Source organism: Paenibacillus sp. NPDC058174 (assembly GCF_042883865.1).
In the GTDB taxonomy this organism is placed as follows: domain Bacteria; phylum Bacillota; class Bacilli; order Paenibacillales; family Paenibacillaceae; genus Pristimantibacillus.
This window is the reverse complement of record NZ_JBHVUY010000001.1, coordinates 884,368-904,880: the sequence shown is the minus strand read 5'-3', so window position 1 is coordinate 904,880 and position 20,513 is coordinate 884,368. Positions and strand designations below refer to the sequence as shown.

The following is a 20,513-nucleotide window of genomic DNA, read 5'->3' as shown; positions in this document are numbered from 1 at the left end:
TCCATTAAAATTCCATTAATTCATGATATGAATTATTAAAATTATGAGGAGGAAAATTAAAAATGATAAATAATCGCATAATGCGTAAAAGTATCATATATATATTTGCATTTATTATTGCTATTGCAGTTCCTCTGCAGGCTGTACAGGCGGCAGCTCCTGCGACGCTGCGTTACGGCGATAGCGGCGTAGACGTGCCTGACTTGCAGTTCAGACTGAAAACGCTGGGCTACTTCACCAATGATGCCGTAACCGAATTTTATGGCAAGCTGACCGAGGATGCCGTTCGCCGCTTCCAAGCCGATTATGGCTTGAAGAAGGACGGAATTGCCGGCGAAGACACATGGAACAGCTTGAAGAAGGTTTCGGCCAATGAACGCGAGCTGAATTTGCTTGCCCGCATCATCTACGCGGAAGCGCGCGGGGAATCCTATAAAGGACAGGTAGCCGTTGCTGCGGTTGTACTGAACCGATTGCAAGCGCCAGGCTTCCCGGATACGATAGAAGGCGTCATTGAGCAGTCTGGCGCGTTCACAGCAGTCGATGACGGTCAATATTACCTGCAGCCGGATTCGCAGTCTTACTGTGCGGCCATAGACGCGCTTCGCGGCGACGATCCATCTAAAGGCGCGCTGTACTACTTTAATCCAAAAACAGCTACATCCAAATGGATTTGGTCCCGCCAGCAGATCGTGACGATCGGCAATCATATCTTCGCGAAATAATAGAACTGAAATGGATATCGGAAAATAAAAGGATACTGCCTTGCATGAATTTTAAGGCAGGAAGATCTGGAGCCGTCTGACAAGACGGCTCCTTTTGCTGTCTAGGGGCTAGTATGCACATGGTGGGAGTTGTAACGAATGAGGACTACGCAGCAACCTGAATGCGGGCAGGTTCTCTCTACTATAAAAATCTCCTCTATGTGGCAGTTTGTCAGATGAGAAACTTACTTTGCCAAACCTTACTCAACTCTACACAAATTCAATGCCAGTCTTCTATGTATTATCCAAACTATCGAATATATCGAAACAAAATGCAAAAGTGCAGGCTGATTGGCCCAAAATGACCCAAAACAGCCTTCAAAATGCAAAAGTACATTTGAAATCGCCCAATTTCGCTTTTTCGGGGCTTTTTAGTCCAATCAAAATGCACATTTACATTTTGATGCGATAAATCGTCGAAAAAGCGGCTTACAACCTGCACTTTTACATTTTGATTCCTCATAGCGTGATGCCATTTGCAGCAAGTGTTGTTGCTCAGTTACCAGACGGTTGTCAAACATTTGATGTTGTCCAGCTACAATCACTGGGAATTTGGGTTACTCATACATTATTGTACGGGCAGCGTCTCATATGTTCACTGTTGAGCAGGGTGAGCGGAGCGATTTGAGTTCTGGCTGACTTTGCGCAGATTCAATCCATTATCCATCGTGCAGGTGATGAGAGTCATGGAATTAAGTACGGCAGCCAGAACCAAAACGCGCAGCGATCCCGGTTGTACGATGTTGAGAAGTGTAGGGTGAGCGAAGCGATTTGAGTTCTGGCTGACATTGCGCAGATTCAATCCATTATTCATCGTGAAGGCGATGAGGATCATGGAATCAAGTACGGCAGCCAGAACCAAAACGCGCAGCGACCGCGGTTGTACGCTGTTGAGGAGTGTAGGGTGAGCGGAGCGATTTGAGTTCTGGCTGACTTTGCGCAGATTCAATCCATTATCCATCATGCAGGTGATGAGAGACATGGAATTAAGTACGGCAGCCAGAACCAAAACGCGCAGCGATCCCGGTTGTTTTTATTCCTATCAGATTGGAATGTTGGTACAATGAAAGAAATATAGGAATTGGAAGATATTTCTGTCGCATTTCGCTGCACATTATGCACGCTACCGAGCTTTGCCGCGTAAAATGCGAAATTAATAGGCGATAACTTTCTCTTTTTATTCCTATTTTATAATTTACAATTAGTGTATAGACAGGGGGTTGTTCAATGGGGTATATCGAAGAACTTCGGGCGTTGGTCGGCAATCAGCCGCTTATACTGGTTCGGCCGAGCGCTGCTATTGTCAATCAAAGAGGTCAAATTTTGCTGGTTCAACATAATGATCATACATGGGGCATTCCCGGCGGCTTGATGGAATTAGGAGAATCCACCGAGGAGTGCCTGCGGCGCGAATTGAAAGAAGAATTGCAAATTACGCTAAAGCAGCTTCGGCTGGTTGGCGTTTATTCGGGGGAAGCGCTGTACACCCGACTAAAGAACGGACATGAATACTATAACGTCGTCATTGCTTATCTGTGTACGGAGTACGAAGGCGAGCTTCTTCCAGACGGCATTGAAATATTGGATGCTGCATTTTTCTCGCTGAATCAGTTGCCTGAGCAACTTAACCCTTTTATCCGGGAGAAGCTTCTGCAGCTAGGTCCAGCTTTATTAAAGCAAAAGTAAATCGGATAGGGGAATGCGAATGGATAGTGAATCGCAATGGCGATTTGTCGTAATATCCAAGTATCGAATGGCTAAACATTACTTGCCTAAGCTTCAAATTAGCATTGCTTCACTAAATCGTGAACAATTATGGAGCAAAGAGTCTGAACATTCAAACAGCATTGGCGGTATTGTACTTCATCTGCTGGAGCATGTGGAGCGGAATAAAGCTCGGATACTTGATCCAGATATCCAATTTCATGGTGGAATTGAACGCTATTTCCCGAATGAAGAGCTCGAGCCTTCAGTTCTTCTCTCCAAAGTGGATGCTGCTTTTACCGCTTGGAAGCAGGCTGTCTATGATGCAGATATCGATTATATGGACATGTTCAGCCTCTATCATCTTATTGAGCATTTCAGCTATCATCTCGGCCAAATTGTGGATCGGGCGCAGCGACTGAACGGAACTCTGTTTCAATTTGTTCAAAATGGCCTAAACGAGAAGAATCTATTGCGGTCGGTCGATCAGGAGATGGGGACAGCACCACTGGATATACAAGCAGAGGCTCCGCTTAAAAAGCGGCGAACCCTTGTGTACCTGTACACAGAGGGAGACTCGGTGATATCCACGGGTATCAGCTTTCAAGATTTTCTCGCTGGTGTTGGTGCAATCCCTAATCTGCTCATATTGAATCCGTTTGAGGAAGTAGCGGACGCTGAATATCATTCATCACTTCGACTATATTATCTGGCCGGTGAGGAAAAGAAACAGATTGATCCCAACATGTTCGGTGACTTCGTATGGATAGATGTTGAGGAGCTAGACGATTTAGATAAACTGACAGATCGGGAAAAGGCGGAGCTTCTGTATTTGGGGCACTGCTTAAAGCCGATGAACAGTCCGTTTAGCCCTACTATTCGCAACCGTTACGCCTATATAAGTCACGACGATGACTGGTACAGCCGGGTTTATATGAAAAACACAGCTGATTATCTTGCTGTCATTCAGCAGCTGTTTGAAAGTCATATCGATTCGATAGCCCGAGTATTAATGCCATTAACTATCGCTGAAGCTCTGCTTCATTACGCAAATAATGGAGTCGCATTTGACTTTGAACGCTTGAAGCTGACGGCAGACGGATTTGAGATCCCGTTGTATACAGAGCTTTCTTTTCAAGTAACCGATGGTATGGATTATTTAATTAATCATTTCGATCATATTGCAACGTCATCCGTACGGAGAAAGCTGTGCAAGAAAAATCAGACTTGGGAGATTGTTTAATCTATCTAATATTTAATCTAGTTAAATATATGTTCAGGGGGTAACCACATGATAAAAGCAGTCATTTTCGATTTGGACAACACATTGCTGGACCGGACGATAACCTTTGGAAGCTTTACGGATTCATTGGTTCGAACCTACTTCAGCCACTTGGAAAATACACAGTTTATCCGCAATCGGATTATCGAACTGGATGAAGACGGCTATAAAAACAAAAACGAACTGTTTGCCGAGCTGCTGGAAGAACTGCCTTGGTCATCAACAAAGCCGACTAAAGCAGAGCTATTGTCTTTCTACAGTGAGGAATATGTCAAATGCGCAGTACTGATGGAGCAAGCGCTAGAGGTGCTTCAGCATGCTCGTTCCAAATATTTAACGGGGTTAATTACAAATGGTCGAACGATGATTCAATACGGCAAAATCGACCAAGTAGCGATCCGTGATGCATTCGATCTCATTCTTGTATCCGAGGAAGCCGGGTGTAAAAAGCCGGACCCGACGATTTTTCAAATGGCGCTGAATCGCTTGCAGGTGCAGGCCGATGAATGTCTGTTTATTGGGGATCATCCGGTCAATGATGTGGAAGGAGCAGCGAAGTCTGGCATGCATACCGTCTGGTTGAAGGTCAATCAGCCATGGAGGGAAGACTTGCAGGCGAAGCCGCTGCATGAGATCGATAAGCTTTGCGAATTGCTGGAATTGATCTAAGGTGAAGTAATGGCCTATAAATATCGGGATCATCAACCATGCTTTAAGGAGAATGCGATAATGGAAGTTCAATTTGCGAAATGGCGGGCGTATTTTCTGTACAATCAGGATCATTTGCAGCGGATCGACTGGGGAGACGAGTATCGTCTTACCGCCAGTGAGCGAAAAGCGATTACGAGATCGATTCAGCAGTTTCAACTGGGCGAGAACTCGGAAGGCAAGCATCTGATCAGCAATGCGAAGGCTTACATCGATAAAACGAAGGACGAGGCCTACTTCGGGGCTATCGTTGAATTTATTCGGGAGGAGCAGCGCCATGCGAGAGATTTGGCTAAGTTTATGCGGCTGCAGCAAATTCCGATCATTCGCGAGCACTGGGTTGATGGCGTTTTTCGCAAGCTGAGGAAGTTCGCCGGGCTGGAACAATCCATTATCGTTCTCATTACAGCAGAGATTATTGCGAAAATTTACTATAAAGCGCTGCGCGACAGTACAAGCTCTACCATGCTCATTCAGCTCTGCGACCAAATATTGTTGGATGAAGACAAGCATGTCCAGTTCCAGTCGGAGACGTTACATAAGCTTTCTTACAAGCGCAATCCGTTCATCAACAGCTGCTACAGAGGGGTGCACCGGTTTCTGCTGGAAGGGACGCTGGCCGTCGTCTGGAGGCAGCACCGCTCGGTGTTCAAAGCAGGCGGATACCGCTTGGGAAGCTTCTATCGGGAATGCCGAAAAGAATTCGCATTATCCAATGCCATCATCGCTGGTGAGGGGAGCTCCTTCGATTATGAACCGATTTCTGCAAGCCCGTCAGAAAGAAATGGCTTATCATGAGCAATTTTATGCGGTAACCCAGCTGTTCGAACCGGGTAATTGGATGTCTCGTCCCGTCCCGATCGTAATGGAGCTGCTGAAGCGATTCGAGCATGAAGCCGTTCAGGTGCTGGATCTTGGCTGCGGAGTTGGGAGAAACAGCATTCCCATAGCCGAACAGATACAGGCCAGCGGTGGACAAGTAACCTGTGTGGAATTGCTGCCAATGGCAGTGGAACGTTTAATTGCCAATGCAGAGCATTATGGAGTAACCGATACGATTGTACCGTTTGTGCAGGATGCAGAATTTTTCCCTATTGAAGGGAATTGCTACGATTATATCGTTGCCTGCTGCTGCCTGGAGCATCTTAGCTCGGAAGCTGCATTTGCAAGTATGGTTCTCCGTATGCAGGAGGGGACGAAGCCCAGTGGTATTCATTGCATTCAAATGAGCACGAGTGTTGAAGAAATCGAGACAGAGTCGGGCGTAATCCATGACGGACTAATTGAATTGAATGTGAGTACGAGTCATGCCTACGAGCTGTTGGAGCAGCTTTATGCCGGCTGGGAATTGATTGATAGACAGTGGAGTGAGAGAAGGGTAAATGAAACGAAAGACGGGAAGAGCATTATTTTCAAAGGCAATTTACTGACCTGGGCAGTACGGAAAATCGGCTAAAACAAAAAAGGGGAGAATGACGATGTCCATCGAAAATAGATTGCAGCAATTAAACATTGTTTTACCAGATGCAAGTGATCCGGCCGCTAAATACGTGAATTACGTCTATTTAAACGGACTGTTATTCGTTTCTGGCAAAGGGCCTTCTGGCCATCCAAGAGGGAAGCTGGGGCTTGACTACACGACGGAGCAGGGATATCAATTTGCGAGACTTGCCGGTATCGAGGTACTGGCAGTGCTCAAAAACGCATTAGGGTCTTTGGATAAAGTGAAGCGAGCGGTAAAAATCCAAGGCTTCGTCAACGCGACTGCAGACTATGAGGAGCATCATAAGGTGCTGAACGGTTATTCCGATTTGCTGATAGACGTTTTCGGAGAAAAAGGCAAGCATGCAAGATCGGTGCTAGGTGCCGTATCGGTAAGAGACAATTTGCCGATCATTGTCGATTCTATCTTTGAAGTGGAAATGGACAACGACGGGAACGGAGTGGAGCAATGAGCATGCTGCTGCCAGCCCAAGAGCTGACCTCCGACATGGAAAAGGCGGAAATTCATTACATGGTTGACCGCATGCTGGCGATCCAAGAGCGGGAAGGCAATCCCGAGGGTATTGAGATCGCCGAGTTTGGCGGTGCCGTCTGCTTCTATAGCAGGACGATGCCATGGCCGGCCTTTAATACGGTCAAAGGATTCCGATCTGCCGATGCAGCTCATATAGCCGACATCGTCGCTTTTTTCAAGTCACGTGACCGCCAGCCGCAAATTGAAGTGCTTCCCTCGCTTGTGGATGGGGCTGCTCTCGGAGCACTGTCAGGACAAGGTCTGTACGCTTCTTCCTTTCACGTCACGATGTATATGGGATTGAATGAATATCTGTTCACTGACAATGAGATAGAAGGTAGCAATAGCAATAGCAATAGCGGTACAGACAATATAAAAGTCGTCGTGGAAGAACTGCAGGCGGATGAGTTTGATACATACGCAACGATCCATTGCCGGGCAACAGGGCTGCCAGATGCAGGTATTCAACCGGTAGCCAGCAACAACAGGGTGCTGTATAATCGCCCAGGCTGGGTGTTTTTGCTGGCACGGGTGAACGGTATTCCGGCCGCGACGGCCGTCATGTACATGAAGGATGGAATCGCTTCGCTGACATTTGCTGCAACGCTGCCCGAGTATCGCAATCTTGGCTTGCAGCGGCAGTTAATTGACAAACGATTCGAGATCGCGAGAGCGAATGACTGCAAGCTCGTGGTCAGCCAATGCGCGTATTTATCCCAGAGCCATCGGAACATGGAAAGAAGCGGGATGCGGATCGGATACATCCGCTCTGCCTGGACAGAGCAAAAATAATTGCTAAGCCCGTCTTTACTAGCGAACAAATGTGCGCTATTATGGATAAATATACCACTAATGGAGGCGGGTAACGTGGGCAGAGTCGTATTATTTGATTTGAGCAGTCAGGACCCGGACAAGACGGCATCCTTTTATTCATCGGTTCTGGTCGATCCGGTTGGCAATGGCATTGGCCTAATTCAATATAAATAATCGAGCCATCGATATGATAAGGAGAGGCCATGAAGCATCGAAAGCGAATAACAGCAGCCGCAATAATCCTCAGTATGATGATTATTGCGGTTTTTTTAGAATTTAAAGGCTATATTTGGCATAACAGTCTCTTTGCGTCGCGATATGAGGTGAAGGGGATTGACGTTGCGAGATATCAAGGCGATATCGACTGGCCAAAGCTGCAAGGTACGGGAAGGTTCCAGTTCGTCTACATCAAGGCTACGGAAGGCCGGGATTGGATCGATCCTTATTATAAGGATAACTGGACGGAAGCGAAAGCGAGTGGTCTCTTGATCGGCGCCTATCATTTTTTCACGACGCAAAGCACGGGTGTGCAGCAGGCGGATCATTTTATCGCAACAGTTCCCAATGATGCTAACATGCTCCCTCCGGTCATTGATATCGAAATTGCGCTGGATAAGGATGTCTCCCGTATCCGGCAGGAGTTGACCGATTTAAGCAGCAGGCTGGAGCGCCATTACGGCCAGCGTCCGATGTTGTATGTGACCTATGCTACGTACAAGACGTATATTGCTGGAAGCTTCGAAGACTATCGGATTTGGATTAGAGATATCGTCAAGCATCCGAACTTAAAGAAGGGCCGGCAATGGGAGTTTTGGCAATATAGCAACCGGGGCCGGACTGACGGAATTGATGCTTATGTCGATCTGAATGTTTATAATGGAAGTCTGGAGCAATTCGATGCGGCCTATAGAAAATAATAATTCATACAGAAGGTGATCGTCATGACAGAGAGCAACAATCCGATTGAAGTTCGGCCAGCCGTTCTTTCCGACGGCGAGACGATTTTATCACTCTGGCAGACTGCAGCCAGATGGCTGCTGGCAAAAGGAATCGAGCAATGGAAGCCGGAATATTTCAATATCGGACAAATCAAGGAATGGATGGACAGCGGCGCGGACATTTTTATCGCCAGCATTGACGGGGAAGCAGTTGGCACTTTGCTTATCTGCTGGACTGATCCTAGTGTATGGGAAGAACTGAACAGCGAGGATGCGGGCTATATTCACCGGTTTGCGGTGAGCCGGACACATACCAACGCCGGAGTCGGCCGGTATTTGCTGGCTTGGGCTGAACGGGAGATTGAAGCGCGGGGTAAAAAAATGGCCCGTCTGGATTGCATGGCCGACAATACGGCCTTGAATAGCTATTATCAAAGCAACGGATATGTTCAAGTCGCCACGAGACATTGGTCCAACGGATGGCGTGCGAATCTGTATGAGAAAGAGATAGCGAAAAGCAATGAAGTGCAAGCAAATTCATTTACATAAGGCGAGGTGCAAGCTTGACCTTTTTTCCTATACTAGAAACTGACCGTCTGCTGCTTCGCCAATTGACGCTGGATGATGCCGATGCTCTATTTCGTTATTTTTCACTAGCCGAGGTTACCCGGTATTATGATCTTGAGAGCTTTACAGAACAGAGCCAGGCGGTTGCCTTGATCGAGACATGGAACAGCAGCTATGAGCTTGGACTGGGCATACGCTGGGGGATTACGTTGAAGGATACCTCCGAGATGGTTGGCACCATGGGCTATCATAGCTGGCAGAAAGAACATTTCAAATCCGAAATCGGCTATGAGCTGTCACCTTCACATTGGCGGAAAGGGTATATGTCGGAAGCGATTGCGGCGATTTTGCCATACGGCTTTGAGATTATGGGGCTGAACCGGATTGAAGCGATGATTGACCCCGCTAATGACGATTCTAGACGTTTGCTGGAGAAGGCCGGCCTGGCGGAAGAGGGATTGCTCAGAGATTATTATTTGGAAAAAGGACAATTTGTCGATGCTGTCATATTCTCGTTGTTAAAAAGGGAATATACAGCAAAGAATGGAGAAGGAGATGTATAAATGGAAACTGTTATTGCTGTCCTTCTTGTCATTATTATCGTAATTTTATTGCGTATTAACAGCAAATTGCCAAAAGCGGATAGGCCTGACCACGTCAAGGAAGCGATGGAACGGGACCGGCTAAGACGGCTGCGGGAAGAGGAAGCGGCGCGGCAGCAAGATTCATAGATAAGACCTTTGACTTAGTCCGTAGGAAAATGATATATTTATCGGGATTTGTTTTTTATGCGGTTAATGAAAGGGATGCGACAACATTTGGCTACAAGCGAAGACATAACGAAACCGAAATTATTGCCAACGAAAATTTTGAAATGTAAAAACCCGGAGTGCAAAGCGTGGGTACGCGATGAATTTGCATCGTCGGAGCAAAGCTGTCCGATCTGCAAAGGGCCGATGGCAAGAAGCATGAAGCATTTGCCTGCTGTGCAGAACAAACCGAAAAGACAGCCGCGCAAGCCAAAGTCGGATTTTTAACATTGTAAAGTAAATAGGGGATCTGGTGAAACGGCTGCATGCTTGCATGCGGTCGTTTGCAACTAATGGGGGATACAGAATCGTGAATCAATATCCGTTTTCGTTCGACCCAAAGGAGCCTTTCATTCAGCAAGCAAGCGATTGGATCGCTGATGTGTTTTATGAGAAGCTGCCTGAAGCGGGCTTTGAAGTGAGGGACGAGCAGATTTTCATGGCGTTCCAGCTGGAGCGTTCCTATGCGGAAAAGCAGACGATTTTTGCCGAGGCCGGTGTCGGTACGGGCAAAACGCTTGCTTATTTGCTTTATGCCATCACCTATGCCCGGTATACAAGAAAGCCTGCCGTTATTGCTTGCGCGGACGAATCGCTGATCGAGCAGCTGGTGAAGCCGGAAGGCGATATTGCCAAGCTGGCGCGTCATTTGGACCTGGTTGTCGACGCCCGCCTGGGCAAGTCGGCCGATCAATATTTGTGCTTGAACAAGCTCGATGACGCCAGAGGCGCATTCGAGGACGAAATCTATGACGATATCTTCCGGGAATTGCCGAGCTTTGTCCATAAGCCGGAAACGATGCAGGTGTTCCACCCTTACGGAAACCGGACGGATTACCCGGAGCTGAATGATGAGCAATGGGGCAAAATCGGCTGGGACGTCTTCCAGGATTGCCTCGTCTGCGACCGCCGCCACCGCTGCGGGCAAACGTTATCGCGTGACCATTACCGGAAATCGGCCGATATCATTATTTGTTCGCATGATTTCTACATGGAGCATGTATGGACTTATGAGGCTAGGAAGCGTGAAGGGCAGCTGCCGCTTCTTCCGGAGCATAGCTCGGTCGTATTCGATGAAGGCCATTTGCTGGAGACAGCGGCACAGCAGGCGCTTACGTATAAGCTGAATCATAGCGTGTTCGAATCGATTATTACCCGTTTGCTGCAGGACGAAATTCGCGAATCGCTGGCTGTCGCCATCGAAGAAGCAATTTCACAAAGCGAGCATCTGTTCCGGATGCTGGGCAAGCATAGCGTGAGCGTGCAGGCTTCGAACCGCAAGGAAATTCAATGGAACGAGTCGCTGACCCGAGAAGTAAACCGGCTACAATCGATCATTGATTCCATTGAAGAGGAGCTCGTCTTTGAAAGCGGCTTGTTTACGATCGACGAGTATCAGCTCAAAATCGTCGAGGAGCATTTGGAGATGATCCAGTTCGCACTCAATCTGTACAAGAGGGAAGAGAAGCCGATCAGCTGGGTGTCGGAGGACAAGGAAGGCATCTCCTTGGTCATCATGCCGAAGTGGGTGAAGGAAGTGCTGAAGGAGCAGGTATTTTCCCGTAAAATGCCGATCGTCTTCTCCTCTGCTACGCTTTCTGTCGACGGTTCTTTCGATTATATGAAAGCAAGCCTCGGCATCCAGGAGGCGCTGCAATTCACCGTAGCTTCTCCTTATGATTACGAGAACCGGATGCAAATTTTTGCGCCGGAGCAGGGTGAAACGATGTCGGACGCTGCGAAGCTTAGCCAAGCTTGCAAGCTGATCGAACAATCGGGAGGAAGAACATTGCTTCTGTTCCCTTCGATGGAGGAATTGGGGCAATTCCGTACAGCAATGGAAGGACAGCCAGTAGGCGATAAATATCGATTCCTGTATGAAGGATCGGCGGAAATCAGCCACTTGATCGCACAGTTCCAGCAGGAGGAAGAAAGCGTGCTTTGCGCGGTAACGCTGTGGGAGGGGCTTGATATTCCCGGCCCTTCACTGTCGCAAGTGATCGTATGGTCGCTGCCGTTCCCTCCGAAGGATCCGGTATTCGAGGCGCGCCGCGCCGATTCCGACAAGCCTTTCGAGACGGTGGACATGCCGTATATGCTGTTAAGGCTGCGGCAAGGCATTGGCCGGCTCATCCGGACTTCGGACGACAGCGGGCGTATCGTTATTTTCGGTGATGAGCTGAATAATGACGAGGTTAGAAAGCAAGTAGTTCGGGTTTTGCCGACAGGCGTGGAGTTACAATCTTTAACGGGGTTAAATATAGAAACGACGAAGCTCGCATAATGCGAGCTTCTTTTTTTGGAGGGTATGAGCGATGTTTATTGACTTTGGATGGTTATTTATTCGACAGGAATGAATAGCTCGACTTTCTCTTCATCTGCTTCTTCAATATAAAAAGTTTCAATGGAACACGCACCGTTTAGCTGTTTATGGCCATTTTTTTGAATCCAGTCAAAGACATGACCGTATCCGTCATGGATTGTTTTGTTGGTGCAAGTTACTTTTACATAAGTATGACCCGGCAGCTTAAAGCTCACCATCCCTTCTGGAATTACACTGCCTTCAGGCACTTCATAACAGGCAAAATAGGTAGCCAGATTGTCACACACATAGTACGGACTAAAAACGACGTTAGTATTGATGTCCGAAGAAAATTCTGACTTTCTGCTTCCCAGTTTTTGTTGAACTTTCACAGCTTCAGCAGGAAATGAATGCGGGAAAGGGCCGGAGAAGCTGAATCCGGCAAAATGACGGACATCTCTTATAATGAGTTCACATTCAAACATGACATAAATCACTTCCTTATATTTTGTTTGAAATTTCCACAACCAATATACTAGTCTATTTGATTATTATTGTAAATTATTTATAAAAAAGGATGGAGTGGACGAATCGCTAGCGACGCCAATAGTTGTTCCTGATTTCGTGGATTGCGTCAACAAACGATAGTTTTGTTGAATTGGCTGGTGCATGCGAGAAGAACAGCATCATTTGGACAGTATGAAACGAATCTTGCAAGCGATAGTAGGATCTCGGCTGTTGAAATGTATTAGTTTTTATAAAAGCAAACCAGTAGTAGGGATGAAGGCAACCTCGGAACGAGAGGCTGTCTTTTTTTGCGTTAATGAATTTCTGCAAAGCCGTTTTTTGAGGGGGATAGTTAGCCATGAGAGACTCAAAAAAATTGCGCGAAATACATATTTCACGCAATTTGTATTGTGCGCTGTTTTTTTGATAGGATAATAGGGCATAATGCATTAAATTCAACTTGTTTTTTACATAATCTGGAGGGATTCCGTTGGCAATACGAAAGCATGAGTTGACAGACAGCTATGGTATGGAATTGGAGCTATTTCTGATCTGGATGAAAAATAGAGGCATGACCAAAGCGACACAGAAAGCTTACTGGCAGGATGCGCAAAGTTTTCTGAGCTCGGTACATCCGGCTGAAATTTCACAGCTTGGAAAAATGGATGTGATGCGTTATTTGGCATCCGCCAGGGAGAAGGGCGCGGGGGATGAAGCTCGCAATCGCAAGCTATCCTCGCTGCGGGCATTTTTTAAGGCGCTAATCGAGATGGAGGCGGGCACGGCGAACCCGGCGGCGCTAGTCGCAAAATCCAAGCAAGAAAAGCACCGGATACCGGTGTACTTGGAGGAGCAGGAGCTGGAGGAGCTGCTCCAGACGATACAAGGCAAGTATTACGCCCGCAATCTGGCTATCGTGCTGCTGATGGCGTACGCAGGCCTCCGGGTGGGAGAGATTCACCGGATGAACATCCCGGATTTGCGTCCAGACGGCGTCATTCACATTCTGGGCAAAGGCCGCAAATGGCGCGTTATCCCACTCCCTGAGCCGCTTCATCGGGTGCTGCGCAAAGCGCTGGAAGAACGGATTGATTCACGGCAGGGCAAGGAACAGCCTTTTTTTGTATCGCAGTTTGGGCGAAGGCTATCGATACGCATGATACAGACGGTGGCCGATCAGACGATCGCATTGCTCAAAGAAGAGCGGCCTTCGCTTGCTGACAAACGGATTTCCAGCCATAAGCTGCGCCATTCCTTCGCAACGATGCAAATTCGCAGCGGGACGGATATTAGAACGCTGCAGGAGCTGCTTGGACATGCGAGCATCGAGACGACACAAATTTATACGCACATTGACAATAAGCAGCTGCAAACAGCTATGGGGAATATATCCAGCAAAATTCCAAGCGGATTACTAGGTGAAAGATAGTTACCATAAATATAGTTATGTAAACTTAAATCGAAGTAGGCGACATAATTATAATTATGTAAACTAATTCGGTTATAATCTACATAATAAATATTATGTTAACTTTTAACCGTTAGAAATACATAACATATATTATGTAAACTATCATGCAGTCAGTCATAATTCCCGATTCCGTGCATACGATTATTTAGTTGCGTCGCAATGACGGAGAGGGGTGCTTGGAATGGCTGTGAATCGCTTTTTCAGTGTCCGGTCACGAGTGTTATACCCGATCACGGTAAAAACGACGGCTGGCACGAAATGGGGGTACATCAACAGCAACGGAACGGTTGCAATCCGGCCGCAATACGAATATGCGAATCCTTTTCAACTGATTGGTTACGCTGTCGTTCAGCTAAACGGGAAGCAAGGCTTAATCGACAGCTCGGGGGCGTATGTGGCTCAGCCGGTCTATGACTATATCGGAAGCTTCTCAGAGGGTCGTGTACCTGTCATTAAAGGGAGTAATTATCGGTTAATGAATGAATCAGGCGAGCTTGTTGGCGAGCAAAGCTTTACTTATATGGCGGGGATGCATGATGGACGTGCAGTGGTCAGCGCCACGCAAGATGGCGGCGACAGCAAATACGGCTATATCGACAGGCAGGGTGCAGTTGCGATTCCGCTTCAATATGAGGATGCAGGTGATTTTTCGCATGGCCGTGCCCTCGTTAAGGTGAAAGATCATGAATTTGCACTTATATTGCCTAACGGAGTGAAGCTGGCCACCTACAATTATGCCTTTGTCGGGCAGCCTGGTGACGGTTACTTGCCATTTCGGCAAACGGAGAACGGAAAAACCGGCTATATCAATGAATTGGGTGCAGTCGTCATTCCGCCTCGCTACGCGATGGCGCTTCCTTTCGAATCCGGCCGCGCGATAATCAACATGTCGGAGGGTGTCGACAATCAGTATGGTGTCATCGACCGGCAAGGGAATACGGTTATTAAGCCAATCTATAACGATATTCAGCAGCTTGGCAACGAACGGTTTGCGGTTGGAAAAGCAAGAAATACGAAGCAGCCGTATATCGGCTCCATCTATGCGCTGTTTGATAACGCTGGCAAGCAGCTTACTGATTTTATTTTCACAGAAATTGATTCCTACAAGCATGGTGTAGCTTCGGCATCGGACGGTAAAACGACTTTCTTTATCGATGGAAGCGGAAGGGCTGCGCAGGATTTTCCTGTTTTTAACGGGAGCGGAAATCTTGTATTAATGGATGATGGGATCATACAGGTCAACATCGATCAGCGTACGCTGTATGCTCTCCGCAATGGAAGAATCGTATGGCAGCCGCCAACAACGATTCCGCTTCGCACGCCTTATCGGGTAAAGGAAGAGAAATACAAGCCGAACCGGGATTATCTCGTCTACTATCCTGTATTGGAGGGGATGGGGGATGAGGCGGCGGAGAAGCGTGTTAACAAGAAGCTTCGAGAGCTGTCGCAGGTGAAGCCTATCGATCCTGAGGCCCAACTGGATTATTCGTATACCGGAGATTTTGACGTTGCTTGGTTTCACAAAAGTTTGCTTGTGCTTGAGTTGACCGGATACAATTATCCATTTGGCGCCGCTCATGGCATGCCGAGTCAAATCTATTCCCATATTAATGTCACGAACGGACAGTTTTACGAGTTGAAGGACCTGTTTAAGCCGGGCAGTGATTATGTCAAAACCTTAAGCCGGATAGTTGGAGAACAGATTAAAAATGATCCGCAATATGATTATGTGTTTCCCGGTTCGTATAAAGGTATTAAGCCGGATCAGCCTTTTTATGTAACGGAGAACGCGTTGAAGCTCTATTTTCAGCCCTATGATATTGCGCCTTATGCTGCAGGCTTTCCGACCTTCACAATTCCGTATACGCAAATCGAATCGCTGATTAACCGGCAGGGCGATTTTTGGCGGTCTTTTCACGGATAGAGACGGTTCATATCAATAGGTGAATAATGACCCTTCCATTCTTTATGGTGGAGGGTCGTTTTGCTTTGGCTTATCGAATGGGCGGCTGGTATAATAAGGGATAAAGAAAGTTACTTTAGTTATGGAGCTGAGGAAGGTTGCCGAATTCATCGATGAAAGCGTTCCATCCCGCTATAGCACAGTGGTTTCATTCCTCTTTCGGAGAGGAAACCGACGTCCAGCGACAAGCTTGGCGGTCGATAGCAGCAGGGGAACATACGCTTATAGCGGCTCCCACCGGATCAGGCAAAACGCTGGCTGCGCTGCTTCCTTGTCTGGACAGCGTCGTGAAGTCCAAGATATGCGGCGTTATACCATCACAGTCAGGGGTCCGCATCCTGTATATTACGCCGTTAAAGGCGTTGAACAATGATATTTTTGATCATCTGATTCGTTTTGTGGAAGAAATCGACGCGGCGGCAGGCGCTGCCGAGCTGGAATGGCCGGGCATCCGCTGCGCCGTGCGAACCGGCGATACGACAAGCTCTCAGCGGGCTGCGATGTTAAGGAAGCCGCCGGAAGTGCTCATTACGACTCCGGAATCGCTCTACATTTTGCTGACATCGGAGAAAGGCCGCCAGCTGCTGCAGACTGTCGAATATGCCATCGTCGACGAGATCCATCAGCTAGCAGCGGATAAAAGAGGCTCGCATCTGTCGTTGTCGCTGGAGCGGCTAGAACGACTTGGCGGCCGCCGGCTGCAGCGGATTGGTGTATCGGCTACTCAGAAACCGATGGAGCGAGTGGCCCGTTTCCTGGGAGGCTGGTCGGCTGAGACTGAGGAAAGGGCTAGCGCGTCGGAAATTGCCAGTGAGGTGCATCCCCTAGGCTATACGCCTCGGCCGGTTACGATTATTGAGAGCTTCATGCGCAAAAGGATGGCTGTACTGGCGACGATGCCTGATCACAAGCAGCCCATGCCGACACGGGAGTCGGTATGGTTTCCGCTGCTCGACCGGCTGTTCACCTTGATGGCGGACAGCCGGTCAGTGCTGCTCTTCGTCAATAGCCGCAGACTTTGCGAGCGGCTTTGCTTGCGGCTAAATGATCATGCAGGCTACGAGATTGCTCGCGCGCACCACGGCAGCATGGCGAAGGAACGGCGGCTGGAAGTCGAGCGGCAGTTGAAGGCCGGGGAATTGCGCTGTATTGTCGCGACCTCCTCATTGGAATTAGGCATCGACGTCGGCCATGTCGACCTTGTCATTCAATTGGATTCGCCTCTTGATCCTGCCGCGGGCATTCAGCGCATCGGCAGGGCGGGTCATGCCGTCGGAAGCGTTAGCCGCGGCGCGATCGTAGCCCGCAACCGGGGTGTTCTGCCGGAAGTCGCGGTGCTAAGCAAGCTGATAACAGAGCGTGAAATCGAGCCGATCGAGATTGCCGCGGATCGGCTGGATGTGCTCTCCCAGCAGACGGTATCTATTGTGGCAGCCGAAAATGTGACGCTGGAGCAGCTTCACCAGCTGATCGCAGGCAGCGACAGCTATCGGAGCTTTACGAAGGACCGGCTGGAGGATATGGTCAAAGTGTTGTCGGGCATGTATCCGTTCGCTAAACCATTGATTGACTGGAATCGTGCAACGGGATTACTGAGCAAACGGGGAAGCACCTCTGTTGCCGCGTTAACTGGAGCCGGGACGATCCCGTCCAGCTCGGCTTATCCCGTTCATCACGTGGACAGCCGTGTACATCTGGGCGAGCTGGATGAAGAATTTGTGCAGGAGAGCCGGGTTGGCGATGTATTCCAGCTGGGAACGAACGCATGGATGATCCGCCGCATCGACAAGGACCGGATCTATGTGGCAGAGGCGGCGAATTCCTTTAGCGAAATTCCATTTTGGCGCAATGAAGGGCCGGGCCGCAGCTACGCGCTTGGAGTGCAGGTTGGTTCTTTTCTCGCCGAGCTGCAAAGCCGTTTAGGACTTAAATACGAGCCTGGAAAAGACAGGTTTGAAGGGGAAATCTCGCAGTCTGATCTGCAATCTAACCCCTCTGACTCTCTGAACGAAAAGCCGGATCAGGACGTTATCGACTGGCTGAACAGCGAATATTATCTGGACGACTATACGGCAGGCCAGCTGATTTCCTTAGTCCGTTCCCAGCTTGCCTTCAGCGAGCTGCCGACTGATCGTCGGATCGTTATCGAGCATTACCGGGACGTGATGAATCAGACGCATGTCATTATGCATAATCCGTTCGGAAGAAGAGTGAATCGAACGTGGCTGCTTGCAATTGAGCGTCAATTCGAGCAATTGCTGCCTTATCGTCTATATGGAAACGCCAAGGACAACGGCATTGAATTTGTACTGCCGGAATGGGACGAGTCCTGGCTGCAAGCGATCTGGCACGTCGTTCCGGAAAATGTAGAGTCGCTGCTCATGGAGGGAATTACCGGTTCTCCGCTGCTGGCAATCGCTTTCCGGCATATTGCAGAAACGTCGCTGCTGCTGTCGCGCAGCTTTACCCGGACACCGCTGTGGCAAAAACGGCTGCGCAGCGAGGAGCTGCTTCGGGAAGCTTTGCCTTATGCCGACCGTTTTCCTTATCTGACGGAGGCGGTAAAAGAATGTCTCCATCATTATTTGGATTTGGACAGACTTCGTGACCTGCTTGGGCAAATTCGCAGCGGACAGATCGAGGTCGTCATTCGCGAGACGAATTTCCCTTCGACGCTCGCTACCCAATTTCTATCCGATTATGTGAATATGCGGGTTTACGAGGGTGATGGACTTGACGCCGCAATTCAGATGCAGCTGATGAGCGTCAGCAAGGATCTCGCCGGCCGGCTGTTCGGCGATGAGGCGGTTCGCAAGTCTATTCCCGAGCAGGTGCTTGAGATGGAACGAAAGCGGCTGGAAGAAGAGCATGAAAGAATGGCCGGACCGGAGGATCTGTATCGCCTGCTGAAAAGCAGAGGTGATATGAGTACAGCTGAGCTAGCTAAGATTGCCGGAGAGAAAGCTGGCCAATCGTTGGATGTGCTGCTGCATTCGGGTCAAGCTATTTGTCTTGAATTTGGCAATTCGCTGCAAGGAAGTCCTGACAGCGAAAGGTGGATTTGCAGCGATGAGGCGGAAGTGTATGCGGAGTTCCCGGACACGAACACAGCTGCTGCATTTATTATTGGCAGATACGCCGAGCAGGTGCTGTCCTTCACGGAAGTGGAGCTGTGCGAGCGTTATCCGATGCTCGATCTGTCAGCAGCGAGGCGATGGGTCGATGTGCTGCGCGAGCAGGGCGTAATCGTACAAGCTCCGTTTGCGGGAAGCGCAGAGGAGCGGCTGTGGACGGGCCGGCGCGCTGCTTCGAGAATCGTCAAGCTGTCGATTGGAGAGGCGCGGAAGGCGACGGCTCCTGTTCAGCCGATGCGCTGGTGCGCGCAAATCGCGCTTCAGCAGTATGCGCTTCAAGGGACGCAGCTGCGAGGCGGCGAAGGCTTGCGCGCCATCATCGAGAAGCTGCAGGGACTCTATTTTCCATTATCGCTATGGGAAACCGTTATTTTTCCTTCGAGGCTAGCCGACTATCGCAAGGAAGAGCTTGATTTGCTTTGCGCAACGGGTGAAGTGTTATGGCTGGGACAGAAAGGGACGGGAGAGAAAGAGGGGAAGGTCGCTTTCTTCCTCACGGAGAACAAGCCGCTGTATGAACCTTATGTGCAAGCGGGACTGACGCGGGAGACTGCACATCCCAAGCTGCTCGAAAGCTTGCGCACTAACGGTGCGAGCTTTCTTACCCGGCTAAGCCGGGATGCAGGGCAATTGCCTACGGAGACGCTGGCAGAGCTGCTTGAGCTCGCATGGGCGGGGCAGGCATCCAATGACCAATTCGCACCGCTTCGGCTTACGACGGCTAAGAAAGGGAAGGATTGGGCTCGCAGCGGGTCGGGACTTGGACGCTGGTACTGGACGGGTTCGCTGCTTGAGGAACAATCCGTCAATGGCCGGGAATCGGAGAGTGAGCATACGGACAAAGAGCCGTCTCCGGCTTATTGGATTAGACATTTGCTCGATGGCTACGGAATTGTGACGAAGGAGCTTGTCACCGCTCTAACACCATATAGCTGGGAGCATTTGCTGCCGGTTTTGCGGAAGCTGGAGGAATGGGGAACCATTACACGCGGTATTTTTATCGAAGGTACAATGACGATGCAGTTTACGACGCCGGAGCTTGCTCAAGCGATTCGCGCGCCAATTCTGCAAGGAGGCAGCCCGGCCATCACGTTGCTGTCCGCAGTAGATCCCGCGAATCCTTTTGGCTTGCTGATCGATTGGCCGGAGAAGGAAGGCTGCGCCTTTGCCCGCAAGCCGGGCAATTATCTCGCTTTCAGAGGGGAGCAGCTCTTGTACTGGATGGAGGGCAACGGCAAACGGGTGTTTACGTTCGATTCAAGTGTTGATCCGGGGAAAATAGCCGCAGCCGGGGAAGGGAAATCAGGAGAAACGGTTGCGCTGCAAGAATTGCAAGCCGTATTCGGCGAGCTGCTTCGCCGGCAAAAATTAACGAAGCTTGTAATCGATAAGTGGAACGGCGAAGAAGCGGTTGCATCGGAGGCAGGGAAAAAGCTGGAGCAGCTGGGCGCTGAACGTGACCGGAAATCACTCGTGCTTTGGCTGAGTCAATTCAATACGAAATCAAACCCCGCCCTCCAAGAAGGGGAGTGAC

Annotated in this window: 20 protein-coding genes; 18 read left to right on the top strand and 2 right to left on the bottom strand. The window is 49.1% G+C overall.

The features are described from left to right. Positions 1-62: 62 nt before the first annotated feature. Positions 63-725 carry a spore cortex-lytic enzyme gene (gene sleB / locus ACFVVF_RS04045; protein ID WP_387805605.1) on the top strand — a complete coding sequence of 221 codons (663 nt, stop codon included), beginning with the start codon at positions 63-65 and terminating at the stop codon, positions 723-725. A 634-nt stretch (positions 726-1,359) separates the two neighbouring features. On the opposite strand, the gene ACFVVF_RS04040 is transcribed toward sleB, so the two are convergent. Beyond that, the gene (locus ACFVVF_RS04040; RefSeq protein WP_387805603.1) at positions 1,360-1,746 is read right to left on the bottom strand and encodes a hypothetical protein; all 387 of its coding nucleotides are present in this window, start codon (positions 1,744-1,746) and stop codon (positions 1,360-1,362) included. 245 nt (positions 1,747-1,991) lie between these two features. Here ACFVVF_RS04040 and ACFVVF_RS04035 point away from each other — a divergent pair, with 245 nt between their 5' ends. From ACFVVF_RS04035 to ACFVVF_RS03970, 14 genes are all read left to right on the top strand, one after another. Beyond that, positions 1,992-2,450, top strand: a complete 459-nt coding sequence (locus tag ACFVVF_RS04035) for an NUDIX hydrolase (RefSeq protein ID WP_387805602.1) — start codon at positions 1,992-1,994, stop codon at positions 2,448-2,450. Positions 2,451-2,469: 19 nt separating this feature from the next. Continuing rightward, on the top strand, positions 2,470-3,711 hold the full coding sequence (locus tag ACFVVF_RS04030) for a hypothetical protein (protein WP_387805600.1): 1,242 nt from the start codon (positions 2,470-2,472) through the stop codon (positions 3,709-3,711). 48 nt (positions 3,712-3,759) lie between these two features. Next, a complete protein-coding gene (locus ACFVVF_RS04025) occupies positions 3,760-4,419 on the top strand; it encodes an HAD family hydrolase (RefSeq protein WP_387805598.1) in 660 nt (219 codons plus the stop codon). A gap of 60 nt (positions 4,420-4,479) precedes the next feature. Further along, on the top strand, positions 4,480-5,256 hold the full coding sequence (locus ACFVVF_RS04020; protein ID WP_387805596.1) for a ferritin-like domain-containing protein: 777 nt from the start codon (positions 4,480-4,482) through the stop codon (positions 5,254-5,256). Continuing rightward, the gene (locus ACFVVF_RS04015; protein WP_387805594.1) at positions 5,210-5,914 is read left to right on the top strand and encodes a class I SAM-dependent methyltransferase; all 705 of its coding nucleotides are present in this window, start codon (positions 5,210-5,212) and stop codon (positions 5,912-5,914) included. The genes ACFVVF_RS04020 and ACFVVF_RS04015 overlap by 47 nt, the downstream gene beginning before the upstream one ends. A 16-nt stretch (positions 5,915-5,930) precedes the next feature. After that, positions 5,931-6,413, top strand: a complete 483-nt coding sequence (locus ACFVVF_RS04010; RefSeq protein WP_387805592.1) for a RidA family protein — start codon at positions 5,931-5,933, stop codon at positions 6,411-6,413. After that, on the top strand, positions 6,410-7,267 hold the full coding sequence (locus ACFVVF_RS04005; RefSeq protein ID WP_387805590.1) for a GNAT family N-acetyltransferase: 858 nt from the start codon (positions 6,410-6,412) through the stop codon (positions 7,265-7,267). The genes ACFVVF_RS04010 and ACFVVF_RS04005 overlap by 4 nt, the downstream gene beginning before the upstream one ends. A gap of 75 nt (positions 7,268-7,342) precedes the next feature. Next, the gene (locus tag ACFVVF_RS04000; protein ID WP_387805588.1) at positions 7,343-7,462 is read left to right on the top strand and encodes a VOC family protein; all 120 of its coding nucleotides are present in this window, start codon (positions 7,343-7,345) and stop codon (positions 7,460-7,462) included. Between the two features lie 74 nt (positions 7,463-7,536). Beyond that, entirely contained in the window at positions 7,537-8,205 is a 669-nt protein-coding gene (locus ACFVVF_RS03995) for a glycoside hydrolase family 25 protein (protein ID WP_387805586.1), read from the top strand. A gap of 24 nt (positions 8,206-8,229) precedes the next feature. Next, on the top strand, positions 8,230-8,775 hold the full coding sequence (locus ACFVVF_RS03990) for a GNAT family N-acetyltransferase (protein WP_387805584.1): 546 nt from the start codon (positions 8,230-8,232) through the stop codon (positions 8,773-8,775). Positions 8,776-8,789: 14 nt separating this feature from the next. Then, complete coding sequence (locus ACFVVF_RS03985) at positions 8,790-9,356, top strand: GNAT family N-acetyltransferase (RefSeq protein ID WP_387805582.1); 567 nt, start codon at positions 8,790-8,792, stop codon at positions 9,354-9,356. After that, complete coding sequence (locus ACFVVF_RS03980; RefSeq protein WP_387805580.1) at positions 9,357-9,524, top strand: hypothetical protein; 168 nt, start codon at positions 9,357-9,359, stop codon at positions 9,522-9,524. A 57-nt stretch (positions 9,525-9,581) separates the two neighbouring features. Further along, on the top strand, positions 9,582-9,830 hold the full coding sequence (locus ACFVVF_RS03975) for a cold-inducible protein YdjO-related protein (protein ID WP_387805578.1): 249 nt from the start codon (positions 9,582-9,584) through the stop codon (positions 9,828-9,830). An 82-nt stretch (positions 9,831-9,912) separates the two neighbouring features. Further along, positions 9,913-11,886 carry an ATP-dependent DNA helicase gene (locus ACFVVF_RS03970; RefSeq protein ID WP_387805576.1) on the top strand — a complete coding sequence of 658 codons (1,974 nt, stop codon included), beginning with the start codon at positions 9,913-9,915 and terminating at the stop codon, positions 11,884-11,886. 56 nt (positions 11,887-11,942) lie between these two features. Here ACFVVF_RS03970 and ACFVVF_RS03965 read toward each other — a convergent pair whose 3' ends face one another. Beyond that, the gene (locus tag ACFVVF_RS03965; RefSeq protein ID WP_387805575.1) at positions 11,943-12,389 is read right to left on the bottom strand and encodes an effector binding domain-containing protein; all 447 of its coding nucleotides are present in this window, start codon (positions 12,387-12,389) and stop codon (positions 11,943-11,945) included. 512 nt (positions 12,390-12,901) lie between these two features. Between ACFVVF_RS03965 and ACFVVF_RS03960 the strand changes: the two genes are divergently transcribed. The 3 genes from ACFVVF_RS03960 to ACFVVF_RS03950 all read left to right on the top strand — a co-directional run bounded on the left by ACFVVF_RS03960 (position 12,902) and on the right by ACFVVF_RS03950 (position 20,512). Then, entirely contained in the window at positions 12,902-13,840 is a 939-nt protein-coding gene (locus tag ACFVVF_RS03960; protein WP_387805574.1) for a tyrosine-type recombinase/integrase, read from the top strand. A 223-nt stretch (positions 13,841-14,063) separates the two neighbouring features. Then, positions 14,064-15,806, top strand: a complete 1,743-nt coding sequence (locus tag ACFVVF_RS03955; RefSeq protein ID WP_387805572.1) for a WG repeat-containing protein — start codon at positions 14,064-14,066, stop codon at positions 15,804-15,806. Positions 15,807-15,943: 137 nt separating this feature from the next. After that, entirely contained in the window at positions 15,944-20,512 is a 4,569-nt protein-coding gene (locus ACFVVF_RS03950) for a DEAD/DEAH box helicase (protein ID WP_387805570.1), read from the top strand. Position 20,513 lies beyond the last annotated feature (1 nt).